Annotated in this window: 23 protein-coding genes and 1 tRNA gene; 3 read left to right on the top strand and 21 right to left on the bottom strand. The window is 64.6% G+C overall.

Translation table 11 applies throughout. The features are described 5' to 3' along the window. Positions 1-30: 30 nt before the first annotated feature. Genes ilvA through QRN45_RS14450 form a run of 3 tightly spaced genes read right to left on the bottom strand, consistent with a single transcriptional unit; the run spans position 31 to position 3590 of the window. Complete coding sequence (gene ilvA, locus QRN45_RS14460) at positions 31-1269, bottom strand: threonine ammonia-lyase (protein WP_284763786.1); 1239 nt, start codon at positions 1267-1269, stop codon at positions 31-33. 3 nt (positions 1270-1272) lie between these two features. Next, positions 1273-2598 carry an AI-2E family transporter gene (locus QRN45_RS14455; protein WP_502870720.1) on the bottom strand — a complete coding sequence of 442 codons (1326 nt, stop codon included), beginning with the start codon at positions 2596-2598 and terminating at the stop codon, positions 1273-1275. Positions 2599-2639: 41 nt separating this feature from the next. Continuing rightward, positions 2640-3590: an aldose 1-epimerase family protein gene (locus QRN45_RS14450; RefSeq protein WP_284763785.1), complete on the bottom strand. Its 951-nt coding sequence runs from the start codon at positions 3588-3590 to the stop codon at positions 2640-2642. A gap of 101 nt (positions 3591-3691) precedes the next feature. On the opposite strand from QRN45_RS14450, the gene galT reads away from it, so the two are divergent. The 3 genes from galT to QRN45_RS14435 are packed head-to-tail and all read left to right on the top strand — an operon-like array spanning position 3692 to position 7282. Beyond that, positions 3692-4825: a galactose-1-phosphate uridylyltransferase gene (galT, locus tag QRN45_RS14445; RefSeq protein ID WP_284763784.1), complete on the top strand. Its 1134-nt coding sequence runs from the start codon at positions 3692-3694 to the stop codon at positions 4823-4825. Then, entirely contained in the window at positions 4822-5991 is a 1170-nt protein-coding gene (gene galK / locus QRN45_RS14440; protein ID WP_078105958.1) for a galactokinase, read from the top strand. Before galT ends, galK begins: the two co-directional genes overlap by 4 nt. A gap of 52 nt (positions 5992-6043) precedes the next feature. Next, positions 6044-7282: an acetyl-CoA C-acetyltransferase gene (locus QRN45_RS14435; RefSeq protein WP_284763782.1), complete on the top strand. Its 1239-nt coding sequence runs from the start codon at positions 6044-6046 to the stop codon at positions 7280-7282. 77 nt (positions 7283-7359) lie between these two features. Here the strand turns inward: QRN45_RS14435 and QRN45_RS14430 are convergent, their stop codons facing one another. The 18 genes from QRN45_RS14430 to QRN45_RS14345 all read right to left on the bottom strand — a co-directional run bounded on the left by QRN45_RS14430 (position 7360) and on the right by QRN45_RS14345 (position 25271). Beyond that, positions 7360-8247, bottom strand: coding sequence for a Bax inhibitor-1/YccA family protein (locus tag QRN45_RS14430; protein ID WP_241709483.1), 888 nt, complete (start codon positions 8245-8247; stop codon positions 7360-7362). A 131-nt stretch (positions 8248-8378) separates the two neighbouring features. Then, positions 8379-9092, bottom strand: coding sequence for an ABC transporter ATP-binding protein (locus QRN45_RS14425; protein WP_078105961.1), 714 nt, complete (start codon positions 9090-9092; stop codon positions 8379-8381). Then, entirely contained in the window at positions 9079-9966 is an 888-nt protein-coding gene (locus QRN45_RS14420; protein WP_078105962.1) for an ABC transporter ATP-binding protein, read from the bottom strand. The genes QRN45_RS14425 and QRN45_RS14420 overlap by 14 nt, the downstream gene beginning before the upstream one ends. After that, positions 9963-11162: a branched-chain amino acid ABC transporter permease gene (locus tag QRN45_RS14415; RefSeq protein ID WP_241709482.1), complete on the bottom strand. Its 1200-nt coding sequence runs from the start codon at positions 11160-11162 to the stop codon at positions 9963-9965. The genes QRN45_RS14420 and QRN45_RS14415 overlap by 4 nt, the downstream gene beginning before the upstream one ends. Continuing rightward, entirely contained in the window at positions 11159-12178 is a 1020-nt protein-coding gene (locus QRN45_RS14410; protein WP_241709481.1) for a branched-chain amino acid ABC transporter permease, read from the bottom strand. Before QRN45_RS14410 ends, QRN45_RS14415 begins: the two co-directional genes overlap by 4 nt. A gap of 79 nt (positions 12179-12257) precedes the next feature. Next, positions 12258-13487 carry a branched-chain amino acid ABC transporter substrate-binding protein gene (locus QRN45_RS14405; protein ID WP_241709480.1) on the bottom strand — a complete coding sequence of 410 codons (1230 nt, stop codon included), beginning with the start codon at positions 13485-13487 and terminating at the stop codon, positions 12258-12260. A gap of 242 nt (positions 13488-13729) precedes the next feature. After that, positions 13730-13803 (bottom strand) — tRNA-Leu (locus QRN45_RS14400). Positions 13804-13846: 43 nt separating this feature from the next. Beyond that, positions 13847-14767: an N-acetyltransferase gene (locus QRN45_RS14395; protein ID WP_241709479.1), complete on the bottom strand. Its 921-nt coding sequence runs from the start codon at positions 14765-14767 to the stop codon at positions 13847-13849. Between the two features lie 142 nt (positions 14768-14909). Continuing rightward, entirely contained in the window at positions 14910-16337 is a 1428-nt protein-coding gene (locus tag QRN45_RS14390) for an NAD(P)/FAD-dependent oxidoreductase (RefSeq protein WP_284763780.1), read from the bottom strand. Between the two features lie 71 nt (positions 16338-16408). Continuing rightward, positions 16409-17791, bottom strand: a complete 1383-nt coding sequence (locus QRN45_RS14385; RefSeq protein ID WP_241709478.1) for a S8 family serine peptidase — start codon at positions 17789-17791, stop codon at positions 16409-16411. A gap of 30 nt (positions 17792-17821) precedes the next feature. Beyond that, positions 17822-18772: a Ppx/GppA phosphatase family protein gene (locus QRN45_RS14380; protein WP_241709477.1), complete on the bottom strand. Its 951-nt coding sequence runs from the start codon at positions 18770-18772 to the stop codon at positions 17822-17824. Further along, on the bottom strand, positions 18769-19485 hold the full coding sequence (locus QRN45_RS14375) for a DUF501 domain-containing protein (protein WP_284763779.1): 717 nt from the start codon (positions 19483-19485) through the stop codon (positions 18769-18771). The genes QRN45_RS14380 and QRN45_RS14375 overlap by 4 nt, the downstream gene beginning before the upstream one ends. A gap of 56 nt (positions 19486-19541) precedes the next feature. Further along, positions 19542-20279 (bottom strand): FtsB family cell division protein, encoded by a 738-nt coding sequence (locus QRN45_RS14370; protein ID WP_241709475.1) that lies wholly within the window; start codon positions 20277-20279, stop codon positions 19542-19544. A 157-nt stretch (positions 20280-20436) separates the two neighbouring features. Continuing rightward, positions 20437-21717, bottom strand: a complete 1281-nt coding sequence (gene eno / locus QRN45_RS14365; protein WP_078105972.1) for a phosphopyruvate hydratase — start codon at positions 21715-21717, stop codon at positions 20437-20439. A gap of 93 nt (positions 21718-21810) precedes the next feature. Further along, complete coding sequence (locus tag QRN45_RS14360; protein WP_241709474.1) at positions 21811-22440, bottom strand: MazG nucleotide pyrophosphohydrolase domain-containing protein; 630 nt, start codon at positions 22438-22440, stop codon at positions 21811-21813. Positions 22441-22510: 70 nt separating this feature from the next. Further along, complete coding sequence (locus QRN45_RS14355) at positions 22511-23665, bottom strand: adenosine deaminase (protein ID WP_241709473.1); 1155 nt, start codon at positions 23663-23665, stop codon at positions 22511-22513. Positions 23666-23693: 28 nt separating this feature from the next. After that, positions 23694-24383 carry a DedA family protein gene (locus tag QRN45_RS14350; protein ID WP_242598812.1) on the bottom strand — a complete coding sequence of 230 codons (690 nt, stop codon included), beginning with the start codon at positions 24381-24383 and terminating at the stop codon, positions 23694-23696. A gap of 237 nt (positions 24384-24620) precedes the next feature. Further along, a complete protein-coding gene (locus QRN45_RS14345; RefSeq protein WP_241709471.1) occupies positions 24621-25271 on the bottom strand; it encodes a DedA family protein in 651 nt (216 codons plus the stop codon). Positions 25272-25275: the final 4 nt, after the last annotated feature.

Below are 25275 nucleotides of genomic sequence, written 5' to 3'. Positions count from 1 at the left end.
ACTGCGAGTCAGTTGGGATGGGCTACGGCGTCAGTGCACCACGATCGGGTGGAAGCCCTCCGCGCGAAGGGCTGCCAGGACCTGCTCGCTGTGCTCGTGGCCCTTGGTTTCCAGGTTGACGGTGATGGAGACGTCGCCCATGCTGATCGCGCCTCCCACCCGGGTGTGGTCCAGGCCGGTCACGTTGGCATCGTTCTCGGCGATGATGCGGGCGATCGTGGCCAAGGAACCCGGCCTGTCATCCAGCATCATGCGCACGGTCATATAGCGTCCCGCAGCCGAGAGGCCGCGCTGGATCACCTTGAGCATCAGCATGGGATCGATGTTGCCGCCGGAGAGAATGACGGCGGTGGTCCCCGGGTTTTCGATCTTGCCGTCCATGAGGGCAGCGACGCCGACGGCACCGGCCGGCTCAACCACCATCTTGGCGCGCTCGAGCAGGAAGATGAGCGCCCGGGCCAAGGAGTCTTCGCTCACGGTGACGACGTCGTCCACAAGTTCGCGGATGATGCTGAACGGCAGCTGGCCGGGGCGTCCGACGGCGATGCCATCCGCCATCGTGGAAACCTTCTTGAGCGGCACCAGGGCATCGGCGGCGAGCGACGGCGGGTAGGCGGCCGCGTTCTCGGCCTGTACGCCGATGATCCGGATCTCGCGTCCCAGCTCCCTGGCCCTCGCTTTGATCGCGACGGCGACTCCGGCCAGCAGACCGCCGCCGCCGACGCCCATGAGGACGGTCTCGACATTGGGGACCTGGTCCAGGATTTCGAGCCCTACCGTTCCCTGGCCCGCCACGACGTCGACGTTGTCGAAGGGGTGGACAAAGACTGCGCCCGTTTCGTCCGCGTAGCGCTGCGCCTCGGCCAGGGCCTCATCGACGTTGTGGCCGTGCAGGATGACTTCCGCTCCGTGGCTGCGGGTCGCAGCCAGCTTCGGAAGCGCCACGCCGAGCGGCATGTAGATGCGCGCCTTGATGCCCAGGCTCTTCGCCGCCACGGCAACGCCTTGGGCGTGGTTGCCTGCCGAAGCCGCGACCACGCCGCGCTTCTTGTCCTCGTCCGACAGGCGCGCCATCCGCACGTAGGCACCACGGACCTTGAAGGAACCTGCCCGCTGGAGGTTTTCGCATTTGAAGAAGACCTCGCCGCCTACCATGGCTCCCAAGGCCCGCGAGGACTCGATGGGGGTCTTGGTAATAATGCCCTCGAGCAGCTCCCGCGCCTTAAGGACATCGTCCAGGGTGACGGGCAGGGTATCGAGGGTATTCACGGGTTAGTCTCCTTTGTTGGTGTGCGCTGCGGCATCCTTGGGGAATGTCCGTTCCGCAGCCGCGTGCTGACCTGCGGCGCCTTCACCGCTGTTGGACCGTGCGGCCGCGTTGGCGCCGGGACGGTGGACTTCCTTGATGGTGGGGTCCTCATCGAAGTCCGGTGCTGCAGTCCCTGCGCCGGCGTACGCCGTCATCAGTCCTTCCTCATGTTCCCACGTCCGCGCGGCAATATAGCGAACCGCCGTATTTGCTACGGCGAGGAGCGGAACCGCGAAGAGCGCTCCCGGGATTCCGGCCAGGTATGAACCGGCTGCGACTGACAAGATCACGGCGACGGGATGCAACGACACGGCTTTGCCCATGATGAGCGGCTGGAGGATATGGCTTTCGAGCTGCTGCACGAACAACACGATGGCCAACATGCCGAGCGCGTTCAGGGGACCGTTGGCCACCAAAGCCAGGAGCACGGCAATGGCTCCCGTCACGAGGGCACCGACCACCGGGATAAATGAACCGATGAACACCAGGACACCCAGGGGCAAGGCCAGGGGAACCTGGATGATGGCGGCCCCGACGCCGATCCCCACGGCGTCCACCAACGCCACGAACATCTGGATGCGCACGTAGCTGACCATGGACGACCAGCCGCGCTTGCCCGCACCGTAAGCCGCTGCGCGGGCAGTCCTGGGCAGGAGTCCTACAATGAACCGCCAGATCCGGGATCCTTCCAGAAGGAAGAAGATCAGGATGAAGAGGGCCAGGACCATGCCCGCGGCGAAATGTCCGGCAGAACTACCGAAGGACAGTGCACCGCTCAGGATGCTGCTGCTGTTGTTCTGCAAGGCCGAGGTTGCGCTCTGGATGTAGGTGTCGATCTGGTCCGCGGTCAGGTGCAGCGGCCCGTCAGCGAGCCACGCCTGGATTTGCTGGATGCCGGCAAAGGCTTCCTGCCACAGCTCGCCGAACCCCGCGGCAAGCTGCCGCCCCACCAACGCCAGGGCTCCGGCAATGACCCCGAGGAATCCCACCACCGTGATGGCGACGGCCGCTCCTTGCGGCATCTTGAGCGTCCTGAGCCACCCCGTGACGGGGTAGAGCAAGCCGGCCAGGAGGGAAGCGACCATGAGCGGGATGATCAGGAAGCTGACCCTCCCCAACAGCCAGATGAGGGCTCCCACCACCACCATGATGAGGCCCACCCGCCAGGCCCACGCGGCGGCAATCCGCACTCCGTATGGAATGTCTTGCGCGATGTGAAGCTCGGACATTGGTCCGGACATCGCCGAAACGGGGTCGCGTGGAGGGGTGGCGTCCTGTCTTGGCGTCATTTACCCATAATTCCGCAGGGAGTGCCGGATGGGAAACCCATCTACAGCGCGCCCACAATTCCCCACCTCATGGTGAAGGTCTCCCCTGGTCCAAGCCACCGGAGGCCCTCCCCCGAGTTGAAGGCGTTCGCCGGACCGGTCATGGGCTCGATCGCTACCGCCTTGGAGCGGCCGGGAAAAGTGTCCGTGACGAAGACGTGGGCGAAGGCGCAGTTTTCGTCCTGCTCCAGGGAGACGCTGCGGCCGTCAGGCGCCGAGAGCGTTTGGCGGGCGATGCCGCCGTCGAACTCCAGATCGGTGAACGACACATCGACGTCCAGGCTGCCCACGCTCCGGCCGCCGCCAAAATCAAACTCACCGGAAACAGGCACCGAGCTCCGCGGAATGAGCCGCTCGTCGGCCACGAGCCGCGTTCCGGCGTGGACAGTCAGGACCATCTCTTCCGGCGCAACGTCCCCGATGCGCAAATACGGGTGCGCGCCGAGCACGAAAGGCGCCGGCGCGTCCGAATCGTTGATGAAAGTCTGGGAGACCCGTAGAGCGAGCCCGGCGTCGATCTCGTAATGGACCCGGTGCCGGGCCAGGAAGGGGTAGCCGTGCTGCGGGAAGATCACGGCTTCGAGGGTCACGGAGAACTCGTCTTCCGCCACGAGGGCGTACGACGAGTTGCGCAGGAGCCCGTGGCTCGCGTTGTTGCGGGACACCTCGGTGATGTCCAGTTGTTGCTTCTTCCCGTCGAGGTACCAGATACCGTCCTCGATCCGGTTGGCCCACGGAGCCAGGGTGATTCCGGTGGCGCCGGGCGGCAGTTGCCCGTCGCCGTAGCTCTCGGTGAGCTGGACGCCGTCGCGGCTGAACAGCCGCAAACCTGCAGCGAGTTCGGTGACGACGGCGAGCGCGTCGCCGCGGATGATCTCGAACTGGCGCCCGCTGGCAAAGCGGCGGGATACGGTCTCGTCGCCCGGCGCGGGAAATGGTGTTGTGGGAGGCATGGCACCACCGTACTGCATCGCTCGCTTTGCCTGCCTCACCCTCAATGTTCCTTTTTGTTAGATATTTTGCCTTTTTGAGCACTCTGTGGCACCATGAATCCATGACTCGCCTTACCAGCACGCGTCTCGCCGATGGCCGGGAGCTGATCTATTTCGACGACGCCGGCTCACCGGAGCGCGACGCCGGCTCACTGACAGATCACCGCGAGCTGCCGCCGCGCGCCGATCCGGGCGAGTTGCGTTTCGACGCCCTGAGCGGCGAATGGGTCGCCGTCGCGGCCCACCGCCAAAGCCGCACCCACCTGCCGCCCGCGGACCAATGTCCGATCTGCCCCACCACTGCCGCGAACCCTTCCGAAATCCCCGCGCCGGACTACGACGTCGTGGTCTTCGAGAACCGCTTCCCCTCGCTGGGACCCGCGGTCGGAACGATCCCCGGCACGCCCGCCTGGGGCACCTCGGGCCCCGCCTACGGCCGCTGCGAAGTGGTCTCGTTCACCCCCAGCCACACCGGCTCCTTTGCCGAACTCGGCGACACCAGGGCCCGCACGGTCATTGAGGCGTGGGCGCACAGGACCGAGGCGCTCAGCGCGCTCCCCGGAATCCAGCAGGTGTTCCCGTTCGAAAACCGCGGTGCGGACATCGGGGTAACGCTCCACCACCCGCACGGACAGATCTACGCCTACCCCTACGTCACTCCCCGCGCGGCGAGCCTCGGTGCCGCCGCCAGCCGGTACTTCGACAACTCCAAGGGCCGGGAATCGCTGACGTCCTCGATCCTCAAAGCCGAACGGCTGGACGGGAGCCGCATGGTGCTCGAAGCAGAGCACTTCAGTGCCTACGTGCCGTTCGCCGCCCGTTGGCCGCTGGAGGTGCACCTCGTCCCGCACCGCCAGGTTCCGGACCTCGCGGCCCTGAGCGGCGAAGAACGCGACGAACTGGCCCACGTCTACCTTGAGCTGCTCAAGCGCCTCGACGCCCTGTATCCAACCCCCACGCCATACATTTCCGCCTGGCACCAGGCACCCTTGGATCCCGCCTTGAGGCCCTCCGGGCACCTGCATCTGCAACTCACCTCCCCGCGCCGTGCCGCCGACAAGCTCAAGTACCTTGCCGGTTCCGAGGCCGCCATGGGAGCCTTCATCAACGACACCACGCCCGAATCCGTGGCAGAACGGCTGCGTGCCGTCGCCAGCGATTCGCAGCGCGCTATTCCGGAAGGGGCCCCAGCATGACTTCCACTCCCGACGCCCCCGCCGTGGGCGCCTTGTCCGGGCTTTTCGAGTCGACTTTCGGTTCAGCCCCCGACGGCGTGTGGCAGGCACCGGGACGCGTGAACCTGATCGGCGAGCACACCGATTACAACGAAGGTTTCGTGTTGCCCTTCGCGATCGACAAGACCGCCAAGGTTGCGGTCCGGATCCGCCATGATTCACGGGTCCGTCTGCTGTCCACCTTCGGCGGGCAGGGCATGGTCGAGGCCGACGTGGACATGTTGGCTCCGAAAGCAGCCCACGGCTGGACGAAGTACCCGCTCGGCGTGGTTTGGGCCTTGCAGCAACGCGGCGTCCTTGTCCCGGGCTTCGACCTCCTCATGGATTCGAATGTCCCCCTGGGCGCCGGGCTGTCCTCCTCGCACGCCATCGAATGCGCAGTCATCTCGGCCCTCAACGAGCTGAGCGGGGCGGGACTCGGAGCCGAAGACATGGTCCTGGCGACGCAGCGTGCCGAAAACGACTTCGTGGGCGCCCCCACCGGAATCATGGACCAGTCCGCCTCCCTCCGCGGGTCAAAGGGCCATGCGGTCTTCCTGGACTGCCGCGACCAAAGCGTGCAACTGGTGCCCTTCGACGCCGAAGAAGCCGGGCTCGTGCTGCTGGTCATCGACACCAAGGTCTCCCATTCCCATGCCGACGGCGGCTATGCCTCCCGCCGGGCTTCCTGCGAACTCGGGGCGCAGGTACTGGGAGTCCCGGCCCTCCGCGACGTGGGGGTCGGCGATCTGGAGGAAGCCAGCGGCCTCCTGGACAGCACGACTTTCCGGCGGGTGCGGCACATCGTCACGGAGAACGACCGCGTGCTGCAGACCGTGGAACGCCTCACCACCCAGGGACCCGCCCACATCGGCAGGCTCCTGGATGCGAGCCACGCCTCCATGCGCGATGACTTCGAGATATCGTGCCCGGAACTCGATCTCGCCGTGGAAACGTCCCGCGCCCACGGAGCCATCGGTGCCCGGATGACGGGAGGCGGTTTCGGCGGCTCGGCCATCGCCCTCACCCCGGTGGGCCATGAGCAAGAGGTGCGCGACGCCGTCGTACGCGCCTTCGCCGCGGCCGGTTTCACGACGCCGGACATCTTCACCGTGACCCCGGCCGACGGGGCCGCACGCCTCGCCTGACGTCGGCTCATTCGCCGCCTTCGGCGAACCGGCCCCGGCGTAAGCTGGGGGCATGACTGAGGCCGTCATCGTTTCCACCGCCAGAAGCCCCATCGGACGGGCCTTCAAAGGGTCCCTCAAGGACGAACGCCCCGATGACCTCGCCGCAGCCATGGTGACTGCCGCGCTGGCCAAGATACCGGCTTTCGATCCGGGAGCACTGGACGGGCGCGGCCTCGATGACCTCTATCTTGGTTGCGCCGAAGCCAGCGGCGAAGCCGGTTCGAACATGGCCCGGGTGGTGACCGTGCTGACCGGCCTGGACACCGTCCCCGCAGCCACGATCAACCGCTTTTGCGCCTCGAGCCTGCAGACCCTGCGGATGGCGTTCCACGCCATCCGCTCCGGGGAAGGCCACGCCTTCGTCTCGGCGGGGGTCGAGTCCGTGTCGCGTTACCAGAACTGGGTCGGGGCAGGCGAAACGGACACCAGCCTGCACAACCCCTTGTTTGAGGCGGCGCGTGCCCGCACGACTGCCCGCGCCGGGTCCAACACCCCATGGACGGATCCCCGCCTGGGTGGACGGATGCCGGACGTCTACATCGCAATGGGACAGACGGCGGAAAACGTCGCCACGAGCCACGGAATCAGCCGGGAAGAGCAGGATCTGTGGGCGGTCCGGAGCCAGAACCGGGCAGAAGCGGCCGTTGCGTCCGGTTTCTACGCCCGCGAGATCACGCCTTACACTCGCAAGGACGGAACCGTCGTGGAGCGCGACGATTCACCGCGCTCCGGCGTCACGCTTGAAGCGGTCAGCGCCTTGCAGCCTGTCTTCCGGAAGGAAGGGACAGTGACAGCCGGCAACGCATGCCCGCTCAACGATGGCGCCGCGGCCGTGGTGGTCATGAGCGACGTCGGGGCCCGGGAGCTTGGCCTCGAGCCGCTGGCACGCATCGTCTCGACCGGCGTCAGTGCACTTTCCCCGGAACTCATGGGCATGGGACCCGTGGAGTCCTCGCGCCGGGCCCTGGCCTTGGCGGGCCTTAGCATGGCGGACATCGACCTCGTGGAGCTCAACGAGGCCTTCGCCGTCCAGGTGGTGGCGAGCGCACGTGAACTCGGCATCGATCCGGAGAAGCTCAACGTTCATGGCGGCGCCATCGCCCTGGGGCACCCGTTTGGCATGACAGGCGCCCGGATGACCACCACCTTGCTCAACGGCCTCCGGGAACGGGATGGGACCTTGGGACTGGCGACCCTGTGCGTCGGCGGTGGGCAGGGCATGGCGGTGGTCTTCGAGCGGCTGTCTTAGGTCCCTGGATTTCGCACACGCGTAATGCCCCCAAAGACGCATCTTCGGGGGCATTACGCTGAGCCAATCCTGGGAGGCTAGTCGTCGCCCCGCAGGATCGCCAACAGGCGGATGATTTCCACGTAGAGCCATACGAGCGTGACGGTCAGGCCAAAAGCGGCCGTCCAGGAGTACTTCTCCGGAGCACCGTGCCGGACGCCCTGCTCAATGCTCGTGAAGTCCATGACCAACGAGAACGCGGCCAGGCCGATGGCCAGGATCCCGATGAAAACGCCCAGCGGGATGCCGAAGATGTGCACGCTGCTGCTCAGCCCGAACGGCGACTGGACGGCGCCGGTCCACAACAGGACCATGTTGATCACCGAGAAGACGAGGTAGCCGAGGACGGCGATCATGAAGAAGCGCATTGCCTTGGGGGTTGCGCGCACCTTGCCGCTCTTGAAGAGAGCCAAGGTTACGCCGAACACCGCGAGGGTGCCGATGACTGCCTGCAGGCCAACGCCCGGGAACATACCGTCCAGCAGGCGGGTCAGGCCTCCGAGGAACAAGCCCTCAAGGCCGGCATAAGCCAGGATCAGCGCTGGCGAAGGCTGCTTCTTGAAGGAGTTGACCATGCCCAGCACGAAGCCACCCAACGCGCCGGCAACCATGAGGAGGTTTGCCGTGCCGGGAGCAACGAACAAGGTGACGGCTGCGCCAATCAACAGCACCGCGAGGCAGGCCGCGGTCTTCACGATGACGTCGTCGAAAGTCATACGGCCCGTCTCGGCCGGACCGGCCGCGGGCTGGTTGTACATCTGCTGCAGCTGATCGCTCGTCATGGGCTGCTGCGCGGTCCAAGCCGGCTGGCCGTACTGGTTTTGGCCGTACTGGGGCTGGCCGTGGGAGTAGCTGGGAACAGGCGGAGCCTGTGTGGCTCCACGGAAATTCTTTCCGTTGAAGATCGGGTTGCCGCCGAGTGCCATGGTGGGTGTCCTTCTTGCTGTGGGTGCGAAGTGATAGTTCACGCTACCAATTCCCACGCTTGGTCCGCACCGAAAGTTCCACCTCCGTCGATGCCGGCACCCGCTCCTTGAGAGGGTGCCGGCACACGCGGCTATCCGACGCCGAGGTACGCTTCCTTGACCGCCGGGTTGGCAAGCAGTTCCTTGCCGGTGCCCCGGTGCGTAATCGACCCGGTTTCAAGCACGAAAGCACGGTGCGCACGGGCGAGCGCCTGGTTGGCGTTTTGCTCCACCAGGAGCACCGTGGTGCCTTGGTTGTTGATCTCCGTGACAATCTTGAAGATCTGGCGGATGAACTGCGGAGCAAGCCCCATGGAAGGTTCATCCAGCAGCAACAGCTTGGGGTTGGACATCAGCGCCCTGCCAATCGCGAGCATCTGCTGTTCGCCACCGCTCATGGTGCCGCCAAACTGCTTGATACGCTCCTTCAACCGTGGAAACAAGTCGAAGACACGTTCCAGGTCTTCTGCCACCTTGGTCCGGTCCTTGCGGCCGTAGGAACCCATGTCGAGGTTCTCCTCCACCGTCATGCCAGGGAAGATTCCACGTCCCTCCGGCGCTTGCGAAATGCCCTGGACAACACGGATGTGGGCCTTCATCCTGGTGATGTCCTGGCCGGCAAAGGTGATGGAGCCGGCCGAGGGAGCCAGCAATCCGGAAATCGTCCTCATGGTGGTGGTCTTTCCGGCACCATTCGCGCCGATGAGCGAAACGATCTCGCCTTCTTCCACGCTGAATGACATGTCGGAAATCGCCTGGATCCGGCCGTAGTGGACGGATACGTTCTTCAGCTCAAGCAAGGTCATCTTCAGGCTCCCCGAGATAGGCGGAAATAACTTTCGGGTCGTCGCGAATGATCTTGGGCAACGCGTCCGCGATCTTTTTGCCGAACTCCAGGACCACGATCCGGTCGGTGACGCCCATGACCAGCTTCATGTCGTGCTCAATGAGCAGGACCGTGTAGCCGTCGTCGCGGATGGTCCGGATCAGGGCCATGAGCTCTTCCTTCTCCGCGGGATTGAACCCGGCCGCAGGCTCGTCCAGGCACAGGACCTTGGGATCCGTGGCCAGTGCCCGCGCGATTTCCAGGCGACGCTGGTACCCATAAGGAAGGTGCCGCGACAGGAAATGGGCGTGATCGGCGATGCCCACGAATTCAAGCAATGCCATGCCGCGCTCGATCGAGGTCTTCTCTTCCCTCACATGGGTCGGCAGGCGCAAGAGAGCCCCGCCGACACTCGTGCGGTGGCGCGCGTCGAGGCCGACAACCACGTTTTCCAAAGCCGTCATCTCACCAAAGAGGCGGATGTTCTGGAACGTCCGCGCCAAGCCTCGCCGGGTGATCTTGTGCTGGGGCAGTCCGTTGAGCAACTGGCCTTCCAGCAAGACCTTTCCCGAAGTCGGCTTATACACCCCTGTCATGGCATTGAAACACGTGGTTTTTCCCGCACCGTTGGGACCAATCAAACCGAGGATTTCGCCCCGGTTGATATCGAACGTGACGTTGTCCAGGGCGACCAGGCCACCGAACTTGATCGTCAGGTCCTGGACCTGGACCAGGGCTTCGCCCACCTTGGTGGCGATCTCCCTCTCGGGTGCCACCTTCTCGGCGACATCAAGGTCCACACCCTGCTCCTTGAGTGCGTCGACGTCGATATCCGGTTCGATCGCTTCACTCATTTGTCAGCCCCCTTTCCCGGTTCCAGGACGACTTTGCCCGAAGGAGGGATATCGCCCACGGCACCCTTGAGCTTGTTGTAGGCCAAGCGTCCATAGGCGAGGAGGCTCTGGCGTGCCGGCAGGAGGCCGCCGGGACGGAAAATCATGATGATCACCAGCGCCGCCCCAAAGATCAGGTACTTGAACTCCGCAATCGCGGTGAAGCGGAGTGGGATATATGCCACCAACGCACCGCCAAGGATCGCACCCACCTTGTTTCCCGTGCCGCCCATGACGACAGCGGCGACGAACAGGATCGAGGTGGCGATATCGAATTTCTGGTTGTTCACAAAACCTACCTGGCCGGCGAACAACGCACCCGAGAGTCCGCCCACGGAAGCGCCGATCGCGAAGGCCCACACCTTGTACTTGAAGGTGGGGACACCCATGATTTCGGCAGCGTCTTCATCCTCGCGGATGGCAATCCACGCCCGTCCCACCCTGCTGCGCTCAAGGTTTCCGGCAGCCAGGAGCACCACAATGATGATGGTCAGCGTCAGCCAATACCACGGGGTTCCGTTCGAATTCTGGAAGATCGTTTGTCCGCTGGAATCCGTACCAGGCGGGTGGCCGACATTCTGGAAGCCGACCTGGCCCTTCATGGCCGGAATGATGGTGGCCAGAATGCGTACGATCTCACCGAAGCCGAGCGTGACGATCGCCAGGTAGTCGCCGCGGAGGCGAAGCGTGGGAACACCCAGGACCACGCCAAAGAACATGGCGACTGCCATCGCCAATGGCAGCGTCCACAAGTAGGGAATGTGCACATACGGCGAATCCGGACTGGTGAACATCGCTGCGGTATAGGACCCCAGGGCGAAGAAGGCCACATAACCCAGGTCGAGGAGGCCCGCATAGCCGACCACCACGTTCAGGCCGACAGCCACCAGGGCATAGACAGACATCTGCGCGAGTGCGATTTGCCAATTGTTGCCCGGTTCCGTCGTGATCAACGGCGGATTGAGGATAGGAAGCAAATACGCAAGGACAACAACGACGATCAGGATCAGCCACTGGGTCTGGCGCGGGAGCGCATTCCATTTGTCACTGAGCCCCGGGAACCAGCCCTTGCGCTGCCGCATCTTGGCTTCGCGGTCGGCAATCTCCTGTGCAGAAGCATCATCGGGAATAAGTGTGGGGCCGTCTGTTGTGCTCATGCCTTACTCTTTCCTAGCGAGCTACCCAAGACACCTTCGGGTCGCACAATCAATACCAACACCAGGACCACGAACGCGACAACGTCCGTCCATTGGGAACTGCCCAGGAGCACCTGGCCGTAGTTGCCAATCAAACCGATCAGCAGGCCGCCCAGCAAAGCACCGCGGACATTGCCGATGCCTCCAAGGACAGCGGCCGCGAACGCTTTGACGCCCAGGATGAATCCGCCGTTGTACTGCACGCCGGACGGAATTTTCATGACGTAGAACAAAGCAGCCGCGCCGGCCAGGATGCCGCCGATGATAAAGGTGGTCACAATGATTTTTTCCTTGTTGACACCCATCAGGGTTGCAGTATCCGGATCCTGCGCCACTGCCCGGATGCCTCGGCCGGTCCGGGACCGCCTAATGAACTGATCAGTGGCGATCATGAGGATAACCGCGGCGACGATAATCACAACCTGCTGCGAATCGACGATCGTCCCGAAGACGTCGAAAATCGCGAGCGGCCGGAACATTGTGAGCGCAGCTTCCGGGCTCGGTCCACGCCACCAGTAGATGGTGTACTGGATGGCGAAAGAAACACCGATGGCGGTAATCAAGAATGCCAGTCGGGGCGCCTTACGTTGACGCAAAGGTTTATAAGCCACCCGTTCCACGATCACTGCCATCAGGGCTGAGGCGATAATGGCGACGACGAGGGCGAGGATAAGGTTTCCCACAATGGCCCAAAAACCCAGCCTCGGAGCGGAGGGGCCGAAATTCAGGGCGCTGAGGGTAAAGAACACTCCGTAGCAGCCCGTGATGAACACTTCCGAGTGGGCAAAGTTGATGAGGTTGAGAACGCCGTAGACGAGCGTATAGCCGAGGGCAACCAAGGCGTAGATTGCGCCGAAGGTCAACCCGTCAAAGGTGGAACTCCAGAAGTTTTGGGTAAAGGAGTTTACGTCGAAGGTGATCCACGTGTCGTCCACGGGAACCGAGTGGAGCAGGGTGGGAATTACTTCACTGATCATGGCACTTTCCTGATGTAATCAAAAGAAATGCTGGGGGTCGGCATGGATGCTAACCCCCAGCATTCATCTGGGCTCGGTGTTATTTTCCGATGACGCCGATGGGAACGATCTTGCCGTTCTCAACTTTGTAGCCGTAGACATCAGGCGTTGCCAGTTCGCCGGTTGAATCCCACTTGTAGTGCTTCGACAGGCCATCTGCGTCGTAGGACTTGACCCAGGACAGCAGGTCCGCGCGGGACTGCTTGCCCTTGTCGATGCCCGAGAGCAGGACCGTGACGGCGTCGTAACCTTCGATGGAGTACGTTCCGGGCTCCGCGTTGGCCAGCTTCTTGTACTCGCTCTCGAAGCTCGGGATCAGCTCGCCCGGGATGCAGGGGCAGGTGAAGTACGCGTTGGACGACGCATCGCCGGCCAGCTTGATGAACTGGTCATCCTTCACTCCATCGGGGCCCACGAAGGATCCGGTGAATCCCTTTGCGACCAGTTGCTGGTCGAAGGGGGCACCCTCTGCGTAGTAGCCGGCGTAGTAGACCGTGTCTGCCTTGGAGTTCATGATCTTGGAAATCACGGCCGAGAAGTCCTTCTGGCCCGTGACGACCTTGTCGGATCCCACCATCGCGGAGCCAAGGGCGGCGGACGTTGTGGTTCCCAGACCAATGCCGTAGTCAGAGTCGTCCTGGACCAGGTAGACCTTCTTTGCCTGCAGCTTGTCCGTGAGGAACTTTGCTGCCGCAGGACCCTGGACGGCGTCATTGCCGAGGGCCCGGAAGAAAGTGGTCCAGCCGTTCTTGGTCAGGCTCGGGTTGGTAGCGGAGGGCGTGATGTGCACCAAGCCCTTCTGCTCGAAGATGTTGCCGGTGGCCTTGGACTCTCCGGAGAACGGCAAGCCCACCACTCCGATGATGTCCGGTTCGGAAACGATCTGCGTCACCGGGCCCGTGGCCTTGTTCGGATCGCCTTCAGTATCGAATTTCTTGAACTGGACCTGGCAGCCGGGGTTCGCGGCGTTGTGCTGGTTGATGGCCAGCTGGATGCCGTTGAAGATGTTGATACCCAGCTGGGCGTTGGGTCCTGTCTCGGCACCGGCATAGGCAAGGGTGGTGGTGGACGGGCATGTCCCCTTTCCATCGCCTGCAGGCAAAACAGCTCCGGCAGGAACGTCGACTTTGGAGATCGCGGGGATATTGACCCTGCTGCCGCCACCCGAGGTTTCCGTGCCGCTGGGAGCGGTCTGGTTCGCACAGCCCGCTACGAGCATGCCAAGGGTGGCTGCTGCTGCAATCGCCGAAATGACTTTCTTCCTGTACATAAATAGCCTCCGCGGTGCGTCTGATTCGTGGTCATTCGCCCGAAGTCACTTTCACTTCGAACATGTTCCATGAGAGTACTACCAAATATGTGTCCTAGAACACATATACGCAGGTCAGGATCTAATAACGGTGTGTCACCGCAGTAACCGGAGAGCTCTTCCCGTGAACACGGGGTTAAATTCTTGTCACGGCACAGCTTGGCGCAAACAAAGAAGGTGGCGCGGCCCGCATTTCTCGTGCGTGCCCCAGGTGGGACTCGAACCCACAACCCGCGGATTTTAAGTCCGCTGCCTCTGCCAATTGGGCTACTGGGGCGCCCGGATAATGGTAACCCAGCGCACTCCCCTCTTTTGGCCTCCTACAGCGCTTGGAAGGGCGCGGCATAACGAAAGGTTCCGCTGGCGCCGTCGGGCCATGCTTTGAGGGGCAAGAGCTGGAAATGGTCTCCCCACCCTGCGCCGGGGGCCGACACGCCCAGCTTGCGGGCGGGAAGAAATCCGAAGCGAGGGTAGTACTCGGTGCTGCCCAGCAGCGCGATGCCCAGCTCCCCCGCCTCCTCGGCCCGCCGGGCCGTTTCCCGCAAAAGCGCAGATCCGATGCCACGCCGCTGGAGGTGCGGCTGGACGCTGATGGGGCCCAGTCCCAAGAGCCGGAGTTCTCCGACCCTGCCGCGGGTGCAGATGACGTGGCCTACGATTTCCCCGCCCATCTCCGCCACGATGCTGAACTCCTGCAGGTACTCATCGGAGTCGAACAGTTCCGTCAGCAGCTTCACTTCGGCCGGGACTCCTTCGACGGGCAATCCGGTGACCGCGCTCGTGGAAAACGCGGCCGCCGTGAGCGCCAGCACCGACTCGCGGTCCGCCGGCCGCTCCGTCCGCAGCACTACGCCTTGGCCCAGCAGCTCCAGCACTTCCATGGCGTGCCGCCGCTCAGTGGACGGAACCAAAAGGTGGTCGTGATGGAACCCGGCGAGGACGTTGCAGCTGATGCCGGCCGCCGTCAGGGCGGAGCTGACTGCCGCGGTGAGCCCCACGGCTTCCAGCGCGGAGTGGATTTGAAGAGTGATCCACGCGGCCACGAAATCGTAGGACAGCCCCAGGCGGCCGGCTTCCTCGCGCCGCAGCACCACGGTGAGGCCTTCCGCTTCGCGGACAGCGGCTTCGATATTGCCTTCAAGCGGTCTTCCGTGCGGCCACAAAGCGTAGACGTAGTCGCCCTCCCGAATCACGGGATGCATGGATCTCAGGAGGGTGGTCAGATCGCTTTCGCCAGCCATGCTGCAAGTCTAGGACCCGGCGTCGCGGAGATGCCGAACCGCCGCCGCGGACCGGACGGCAAGGCACGAGGAATAAAACGACGACGGCGGCCGCCTCCCGCGTGGGAGATGGCCGCCGTCGGCGGGACTGCTTGAGGTGCTGCTACTTGGCGTCAGCCGTGACCGGAGCCTTGGCTTCGGAAGGTGCGGCGGCCGGCTTGGGAGCCGGGGTGGCCGCGGCAACGAAGGCGCCGCGCGGGTTGTCGAGGTCCAGCAGCTGCGTGGTGTCGCGGCCCATGGTCATGCCAAGGATCCAGTTGAAGATCACGCGGACCTTGCGCTCACCGGTGGGGATGGCCAAGCCGTGGTAGCCGCGGTGTGCCAGCCATGCGAGCCCGCCCTTGAGGCCGATGCGGCCCAGGAGGTTGATGTTGGCAACGCCCTTCCACTCGCCGAAGCCGGCGACCGCACCGAGGTTCTTGTGCTTGTAGTCACCCATGGGCTTGTCCCAGCGGGAGGCCCACAGGTTCTTGGCGAGGCGCTTGGCCTGGCGAAGGGCGTGCTGGGCGTTCGGAACACAGGTGCCGTCCGGCAGGCCGCTGCCCGTGAGGTCCGGAACCGCGGCGATGTCGCCGGCGGCCCAGGCGTTGTCGATGATGCCTTCGTCGCCAGCAATCCGCAGGTCCGGGAGGACGCGGACGCGTCCGCGCGGCTCGAGCGGGAAGTCGGTGGAACGGATCATCGGGTTGGCCTGCACGCCGGCGGTCCACACGAGGGTGTCGGCTTCGAACTCCTGGGCAGGGGTCTTGTCCGGCAGGTTGATGAGCTTGAGGCTGCCCTCTGCGTTGTCGAGGGAGGTGTTGAGCAGGACCTCGATGCCGCGGCTGCGGAGGTGTCCCACAACCCACTCGGCCTGGGCTGCGGTGACCTCGGGCATGATGCGGCCCATGGCTTCGACCAGGACGAAGCGGACTTCCTCCTGGCGGATGCGCGGGTTGTTCTTGACGGCAGCGCGGGCGAGGTCTTCCATCTCGGTGATGCACTCGATACCGGCGAAACCGCCACCCACCACCACGAAGGTCAGGGCCTTGGCGCGCTCGGCGGCGTCGGTCATGGTGGAGGCGACCTCGATGCGCTCAAGCACCTTGTTTCGCAGGGCGACCGCTTCTTCGATGGTCTTCAGGCCAATGCCTTCGTCCGCGAGGCCCTTGATGGGGAAGGTGCGGGTAATGGCACCGGCGGCAACCACGACGTCGAAGTAAGGGATCTCGAAGTTGTCTCCACCGTCGGCCGGAGCGACAACGGCGGTGCGGTTCTGGTGGTCGATGCTGGTGACGCGGCCCTGGATGAGTTCCGTTTGCTTGAGGTGCTGGCGGTGCGAGATGACGGCGTGGCGTGCCTCGATGTTGCCGCCTGCCACCTCGGGGAGGAAGGGCTGGTAGGTCATGTAGGGAAGAGGATCGACGACGGTGACGATGCCGCCGGCGTTCGCGATCTTCTTCTGCAGCTTGAGTGCTACGTACAGGCCGACGTATCCGCCGCCGACAACGAGAACACGGGGACGGTCAATGAGCTCAGGGGTGGTTGCCATAAGAATAGAGTACAGCACCTTGTGAAAATCTTCACTAACTATTTCCCGAAGCTACGCACCTGCGCCGGGGGCTATTTCGGGCCGCCCTGATCCACGACGTCCACCACGCCGGTCGCGGGCCCGTCGGGCAGTTCGGGGGTCGTCCGGTAGGCGCGCCTCAATTGGACGGAGGCGCCCGCAACGATCGCCACGAAGAGCGAACCGAAGCCGATCACCACAGCCGCCGGAACGGCTGTGTCGGGCTGCGAGGGCGCCTTGGCGACGGGAACAGTGGGATCGGCCAAGGTCGCCGCGGGGATGCTCGGCGACGACGCAGCCTGCGGCGTGGGGCTGCTGAGGTCCCCGCGTCGGTGGACCCTGATCCAGTCTGCAATGGATCCCACCGGATTACTCGTCACCTCCGGCACATCGGCTTTCAGGGCCGCCTCGGCGTTGAGGATGCCGTAGCCGTAGATCGGGTCCTTGCCGGGCGCGCCGGCATCCACGGCCGTGGACACTATCCTGTTGATGACCTGCTTGGCGCTCATATCAGGCCATTTCGAGCGGATGAGCGCCGCAACGCCGGAGACAATCGGCGCGGAACCCGATGTGCCTGCCCAATCCTCGTAGCTCCCCCCGGGCAGGCCCCCCACCAGCTTTTCCGCGGGCGCCGAGACGCCGATGCTGATTCCCTGCGATGAAGCATCCACGCTGGCCATGCGGTTCCGGTCGAGTCCTGCCACTGTCAGGACGCCTGGAATCGTGGCGGGGGCGCCCACCTGGACGTTGCCGCCGATCCGGTTGCCCGCCGCGGCCACGATCACCACGTCCTTTTGTTCGGCATAGAGGAATGCCGCGTCCCAGCTTTGGGGCCAATCCGGCGAGGTGCTGCCGAGGGAAATATTGATGACCTTGGCGCCGTTGTCCACGGCCCACCGGACAGCTTCGGGAATCTGTTCCTGGTCCGTCTTGCCCGCCGGGTTCGGTGAACCGAGCCAAGCGGAAACCGACAGGATCTGGGCCTCGGGGGCTACGCCCACGATTCCGTCGGTGCCGACGCCGGAACCTGGCGACGGAGACGACGACGGGGAGGCCGACGGGTTGGGAGCAGCGTGTCCACGCCCGGCAAGGAGCGTGGCCACGAGGGTTCCGTGCTCGGGTTTGGCCCCGATGCTCTTCTGCCCGTTCGGATCGCCCGCGCCGGAAGCGTCGGTTCCGCCAACCACCGCACCTTTGAGATCGGGGTGTTGTCCGTCCACCCCGCTGTCGATGATGGCCACCTTCACGCCCGCGCCCTTGGATACCTGCCAGGCGGCGGTGATGCCGTACTCGGTGAGCCAGTATTCCTTGTCCCGCCACGAGTCGGCGAACGCCGAGGGCGCGGCGACAAGGGCCCCCGCAAGGCTTCCCCCGGCCAGCATGGCGGCCAGCGCGGCCGATGCCGCGCGGCGGCGCCAACCGTGTGGCAACGTCATCAGCGGATACCCATCTTTAGCGGACACCCATCATGAGCGGATACTCAGCGCGATGCCGTCGAGGATGTCATGCTCGCTGGAGATGGCCGCTGTGATGGAGCCGTTTCCGGGCTCGGCCCAACGCTGGAGGATGCGGCGCCAGACGAGGGCTCCGGCTCCGATGACGTCAACACGTCCGGGGTGCATGTAGGGCAGCAGGGCACGCTCTTCGCGGCTCATTTCCAGCAGGCTCGTGGCGGCCTTGCTGATGGTCTCCAGGTCCAGGCTGGCACCGTGGATCAGTGCGGGATCGTACTCGCCCAGGCCCAGGGCGTGCGCCGTGATGGTGGTGACGGTTCCGGCAACGCCGACGACGGCGGTGGCCCGGCCCAGCGGGACCGTGCGGGCGACGAGATCAATGGCTGCGTCGACGTCGGCTTCCGCTGCGGCGATCTGCTCCGGCGTCGGAGGATCGCTGCGGAGGTGCCGTTCAGTCAAGCGCACGCAGCCGATGTCGACGGATTTGGCGGCAATGACGCCGTCGGAGTCGCCGAGGACGAACTCGGTGCTTCCGCCGCCGAGGTCAACCACCAGCACCGGATCCTTGCCGCGTGATGGAAGCACGCTGCTTGCACCCGCGAAGGACAGCGCGGCTTCTTCGTCGCCGGAGATGACCTCGGGTTCGACGCCCAGCAGCTCCCGGATCCCGTCAACGAAGACGTCCCGGTTGCGGGCGTCGCGGCTGGCAGAGGTCGCCACGAAACGGACGCCCCGGGCATCATGACGGCGGATCAGCTCGGCGTAGTCCGCGGTTGCCGCGAAGGTGCGTTCGAGCGCCTCGGGAGCAAGCTCGCCGGTGGCGTCAACCCCTTGGCCGAGGCGAACGACGCGCATCTCACGGACGATGTCCCGCAACGGAGACCCTGTTCCCGCGCCGTTGGAATCCGCAATGAGTAGGCGGATCGAATTGGTGCCACAATCGATGGCGGCTACCCGGTTCATGCGTTGCGCTCCCCTGCGACCGACTCCGCGGACGCTTGTGCTCCGTGGGAGGACGTGGATTTGCGGACAGGTGCGGGACGGCCCACGATGTTCGGCAGGCCCTGCGGTCCGTGGCGGCTGAGGTCCCTGGACGGGGCCTCCCCTGCGCTGTCCCACGCGCCGTCGCAATAGCAGCGGTCCGCGGTCCACCATTCGCTGATCGCCTCGATGGCCTCGTCGCCGAGCGGATTGACGCCGGGACCGGCCGCCAGGGAGTGGCCAACCAGGACGTGCAGGCACTTCACGCGGGTGGGCATGCCGCCGGCAGAGATGCCGGCGATCTCGGGGACGTCCCCGGTACCGGCACGTCCGGCAATCTCGTCACGCGCCTGGAGATAGGCCTCGTGGGCGCCCCTGTAAGCCGCAGCCAAAGGCCCGTCCGCGGTGAGCCGTTCGTTCATCTCATTCATGAGCCCGCCGGCCTCCAGGCGCGACACGGCTGCGGTGATGACGGGGTGCGTCAAGTAGAACGTCGTCGGAAACGGAGTGCCGTTGCTCAACCGCGGAGCGGTCGCGGCGACCAACGGGTTGCCGCACACGCAGCGCGCCGGGATTTCGACGACGTCGCGCACCGGCCGCCCGAGCTGGCGGCTGAGGATTTCGAGATCGTGTGCTGATGGCTTGCGTGACTCCTGCGATGCAGGTGCCGAGGTCTCTTCCACTGGCGCTGCCATCCTTCCTGCCCTGTTTGGTCGCGCCCGTCAGTGCGCGACGGCGGCGGGCACCGCGTCTAGTCTGTTGCCGAGCGCCTGATGGATTCCCATAGCCCATCCACCCACGGCAGATTGGACGGGCTTCCGGAAGCCCCTGAGCTGGTGCTTCCACCGGGTGTCCCGGCGGGAACGTCTCCACCAAACACCCAGTAGCCTGCTTCACCCGGCATAACCATGTTAATGCGGTCCCGGGCTTGTTGTTTCACGTAGTTGGGGTCCTGCCACCGCGTGATCTGCTTCTGGAGGCTGGCTTGCTCGGCCTGCTTGCTCGCAATATCGGCTTCCAGGCCCGAGATTTCAGCCTTTTTCTCCAACCAGATCTTGACCGTGGGCGCGAGCATGATGGTGATCGCTATCATCACCACGGCGAGGGCAAGCATGCGGCCGGAGAACGCCTTCGCGGGCACCGGGCGCGCGCCGTGGTCCTTGTCCTGGTGGGTGGAGCCAGCGCCGGACGTTTTGCCGGACGCCTTGCCGACAACCGGCAAGCTTCCCGGCCCGCCCGCATGCGGACGTCCCGGTTTCGGGGCAGCTCCGCCCTTTGTGCCGGACTGGCCCTTGCTTTGGGCGCTGCCTTCGGCTGTGGCATTGGACGGCGCCCTGGACCCGGCGTGAACTGCGCTTTCCTGTTGGGGCGCGGTTGCCTTGCGGGACTCGCCGAAGTCGGCACGGATGACATGGCCACTGTCGGGGTTCTTCTGGGGCGAACGGCCGAGGGCATCGGCCCGGGGGACCTTGGGGCGGCGGGTGGCCATGACACTCCTGTAATGCCTGGTGCTTGCCTGGCGGGTTGCTGCGCGTTGTGTGCCTCACGGAGCCTGCGGTTTGCCGAAGTGCTCGCACATTTCGTTAAACAGAACCGGTGGCTATGGTCTTTCCACCATAGCCACCGGTCAGCTGTTTCAGCGGATACTAGCCCTTGAAACGCGGGAACGCGCTGCGGCCGGCGTAGCGAGCGGCGTCGTCGAGTTCTTCTTCGATGCGCAGCAGCTGGTTGTATTTGGCGACGCGCTCGGAGCGGGCCGGGGCACCGGTCTTGATCTGGCCCGCGTTGGTGGCAACCGCGATGTCAGCAATGGTGGTGTCCTCGGTTTCGCCGGAGCGGTGCGAGGTGATGGTGGTGTAGCCCGAGCGCTGGGCCAGGGAAACGGCATCCAGGGTTTCGGTCAGGGAACCGATCTGGTTGACCTTCACGAGCAGGGAGTTGGCCGTGGCGGAGTCGATGCCCTGCTGCAGGCGGACCGGGTTGGTCACGAAGAGGTCGTCGCCGACCAGCTGGACCTTGTCACCGATGGTGTCGGTAAGGGTCTTCCAGCCTTCCCAGTCGTTTTCGTCCAGCGGGTCTTCGATGGAGACCAGCGGGTAGTCGGCAACGAGTTCGGCGTAGTAGGCGCTCATTTCGGTGGCCGAGAGTGCCTTGCCTTCGAACTGGTAGGCGCCGTCCTTGTAGAACTCGGACGAGGCGACGTCCAGCGCGAGGGCGATGTCCTTGCCCGGGGTGTAGCCGGCGTTCTTGATGGCTTCCTGGATCAGGTCCAGTGCCGCGCGGTTGGACGGCAGGTTCGGAGCGAAGCCGCCTTCGTCGCCGAGGCCGGTGGAGAGGCCCTTGGCCTGCAGGACCGACTTGAGGTTGTGGTAGACCTCAACGCCCCAGCGCAGGCCTTCGGAGAAAGTCTCCGCGCCGATCGGGGCGATCATGAATTCCTGGATGTCGACGTCGGAGTCGGCGTGCGAGCCACCGTTGAGGATGTTCATCAGCGGGACGGGCAGGACGTGGGCGTTCGGGCCGCCCAGGTACTTGTACAACGGCAGGTCCGCGGAGGCGGCGGCTGCGTTGGCCACCGCGAGGGAAACGCCGAGGATGGCGTTGGCGCCGAGCTTGCCCTTGTTCGGGGTGCCGTCGAGGTCGATCATGGCCTGGTCGATGCTGCGCTGGTCAGTGGCGTCGAAGCCGATCAGGGCCGGCGCGATTTCGTCGATGACCGCGTCAACGGCCTTCTGGACGCCCTTGCCGAGGTAACGGCCCTTGTCGCCGTCACGCAGTTCAACGGCTTCGTGCTCGCCGGTGGAAGCACCGGAGGGAACTGCCGCGCGGCCGATCTGGCCATCGGAAAGCAGAACTTCAACTTCTACTGTCGGGTTTCCGCGGGAATCAAGGATCTCGCGGGCGTGGATGGCATCGATAAGCGCCATGGACTGCTCCTTATGGTGAAGCGATTTACTGGGAATCTTGAGGGAAATTCTCGACGTCCTCGTCGCCACTAGCCTAGTCGAGACAGGCCAAGGTTACGGAACAGCGTCGGACCCCTCACGTTTTGTGGCATCGCCGTCGCGGCCCTGGTAGCGGCGGACCGCAGCGCGCAGGGCCCGTTCGGCGTCGAAACCCTTCTCCCGTGAGCCCGCGACCACGGCGAGCAGCAAGTCTCCAAGCGCAGCTTCGGAGTCGGGAACCTCCGCCGCCGCGACGGGTCGGCCTGTGCGCTCCGGGCCGCCCGAACGCTCGGCACGGTCAAGCGACTTTTGCGCCAGGGCGAGGGCAGGAAGGTGCGGCGGGATGCCTTCGAAAGGATCCGAACGCCCGGGCTTTTCGGCCTTCTTCACGGCGTCCCATTTTTCGACGATCTCCTCCACGGTGGCCGGGAAGGAATCCTGCAAGGATCCGTCAGGCCTGAAGACGTGCGGATTTCGCCGCACCATCTTTTCCGTGATGGTGCGGGCGACGTCGTCGAAGGTGAACTGGCCGCGTTCCTCGGCGAGCCGGGCGTGCAGCACTACTTGGAGCAGCACGTCACCCAGCTCGCCGCGGAGTTCGTCGGCCGTGTCGGTGCCGGCCGCGCCGGCTTCGATCGAGTCGACCACTTCGTACGCTTCCTCGATCAGGTACTCGACGAGGGATTCGTGGGTCAGCTCCCCCATCCACGGGCAGTGCTCCCGCAAAGAGGCTATCTTCCCCAGCAGCTCCCCAACCGCGCCTGCAGGGCTTTGTTCAGCCAAGGTTGGCGTAGGCGTCGTTGATGTACTCCACCAACGCTTCTTTTTCGTCCAGCGGCAAGAACGACGACTCGGCCGCGTTGAGGGTCAATTCGAGGAGGTCGTCGAGATCGTAGTCGAAGGTCTCCACGAGAAGCTCGAACTCGTCCGTGAGGGTCACGCCGCTCATGAGCCGGTTGTCCGTGTTGATGGTGACGTTGAAGCCCAGCTGGTACAGCATGTCCAGCGGGTGGTTCTCGATGCCTTCGCCGAAGTTCGCGATGGCGCCGGTCTGCAGGTTGGACGAGGGGCAGATTTCCAGCGCAATCCCGCGATCGCGGACCCAGCCGGCCACCTCACCCAACGTGACCATGCCGATGGTGTCCTCGGCGTCGTCGTCGGCTTCTTCGCCTTCGGCGTCCTCGAATTCAACCGTGATGTCCTCGGCGATACGCACTCCGTGGCCCAGGCGCAGGGCCCGGCCGTCCACGAGTGCGGACTGGATGCTTTCCAGGCCTGCGGCTTCGCCGGCGTGCACGGTAGCCGGAAAATTGTGTTCGGCCAGGTAGGTGAATGCGTCCTTGAAGCGGGACGGCAGGAAGCCGTCCTCGGCTCCGGCGATGTCGAAGCCCACGGCTCCGTTGTAGCGGTGGCGCACGGCGAGCTCGGCAATTTCCTGGCCGCGGTCCGCGTGGCGCATCGCCGTGATGAGCTGGCCCACCTGGATCTGGCGGCCGGACTCCTCAACGGCGTCCACGCCGGCGTCGAGCCCTTCCTGGACCGCGTACACGACCTCGTCCAGGGTGAGGCCCTTCTGCAGGTGCTGCTCAGGTGCCCAACGGATCTCGCCGTACACGACGCCGTCGTCCGCGAGGTCCTCAACGAACTCCTTGGCGACGCGCGCCAGGCCTTCCTTGGTCTGCATGACGGCAATCGTGTGGTCGAAGGTTTCGAGGTAGCGGACCAGGGAACCTGAATCCGCGGACTCACGGAACCACTGGCCCAGCGCTACGGGATCCGTGGAGGGAAGGGTGTGGCCGACGGCCTCCGCCAGCTCGATGATGGTGGCCGGGCGCAGTCCCCCGTCCAGGTGATCGTGAAGGGAAACCTTCGGCAGGCTCTTCAGGTCGAAATCAAGGGCAGGGGCGGCATCAACAATAGGCTCAGTCACGTCTCAACTCTAGGGGGACGGAAGAAGCTTAGCCAGCAGGGTGTGAGCGCTCGACGCCGGCCGCCGCGTTAATCGCGGTCCCTTCGTCTGCTGCGGCTGCTTCCGCGGAAGCTGATTCTTTCTTCTCCGCGTCCTTCTTCTCCAGGTGCTTGTGCCACCAACGCAAGGTGTGGTCCACGATGACGCCGAGTACCACGGCGAATGCCACGGCAATCCCCACGCCAAGGAGCGGGTTGTTGTGCACCCAGTGGCCGGCGAGTGATCCGACGCCGATCGAATAGACAACCCACGTGAAGCATGCGAAGGCATCCAGGAAGAAGAAGGTCTTGTGGCGAAATCCGGTCTGTCCGGCGACGTAGTTCACCGCGACGCGGCCCCAAGGGATGTACCGGGCCGTGAAGATGAGCACGGCGCCGCGTTTGTCCAGCTCGTAGTGTGCCCAGGCGAACATCTTCTGGACCTTGGGCTTGCGCATCCATTTCCAGCGGTCCAGGCCGATCTTGCGGCCCAGCATGTAGGCCATGTTGTCACCGGCCATGGCCCCGACCAGCGCGGTGGCGCCGAGGAGCCACAGGTTGGGCTCGCCGCGGTGCATCGCAAGGGCCGAGAGCCCGACGATGGCCGTCTCGCTGGGAAGGATCGTGGCAAAGCCGTCGATGAAAAAGAAAACCAGGAGCACCGGGTAGATCCACGGTTGCCCGGCGGCATGCTCGAGCATGTGGTTCATGAATTCCACGCAGGCATTGCTCCTCAAGGAAAGTCACGCGGTTGCGCGACACAGATCGCTATCCAGTGTCCCATGGCCGGGACCTCGTTCGCTACGCCCCAGCCGGGGAAGAACACAATTTAAGGCTAGCTCGAAAGGTGGAATGGAAGCATCCCCCTGTGGACGGATCTTCCGGTCCCGTGGGAGTCATACCCCAGGAGGAGGCGGCGCCGCCTTGGCCACCCCGTCTCACACGACGGCTTCCTCCTCGGGCTCCCCGGTCTCTTCGTCCTCTTCAGTGATCGGCGTGGCCCCGCGGACTTTGCTGATGATCCGGTCCACGATGATTCCGAGGATGACGGCCGCGACGATCGCGATGGTCGCCCCGAGCAGGTGGTTGTGCTCGAACCACTGGCCGAAGAACAATCCGATAGCCACCGAGTAGCTGGCCCACAGAATGGCGGACATGGCCGTGAGGGCCACAAAAACGCGGCGCGGAAATCCGGTTGCACCGGCTGTGAGGTTGACCGCCACGCGGCCGATGGGGACGAACCGGGCCACCATGATCAGTGACGCGGCCCGGCGTCGGAGTTCGCGCCCGGCCCAGCGAAAGGCGCTTTGCATCCTTGGTGAACGCATCCACCCCCAACGGTGGACACCTATCCTGCGGCCGATCGCATAGGCGATATTGTCGCCCGTGAATGCCCCGAGGGCGCCCACCAGGATCAGCAGCCACGTGTTGGGCGTCCCAGCCGTCGCCGAAACGGCCGCGAGTCCCACCACCACCGACTCGCTCGGGATGGGCGGGAAGAAACCGTCGATCACGCAGCAGGCAAAAACCAGAAGCAAGACCCAAGGCTGCCCGGCTGCCGAGAGGATGAAGTCGTTGATCGCCTGCACGGTC

Source organism: Arthrobacter sp. efr-133-R2A-63, assembly GCF_030209795.1.
Lineage (GTDB): Bacteria > Actinomycetota > Actinomycetes > Actinomycetales > Micrococcaceae > Arthrobacter > Arthrobacter bambusae_A.
Note: the sequence above shows the minus strand (reverse complement) of the source record. Positions and strands in the feature narration are given on the sequence as shown.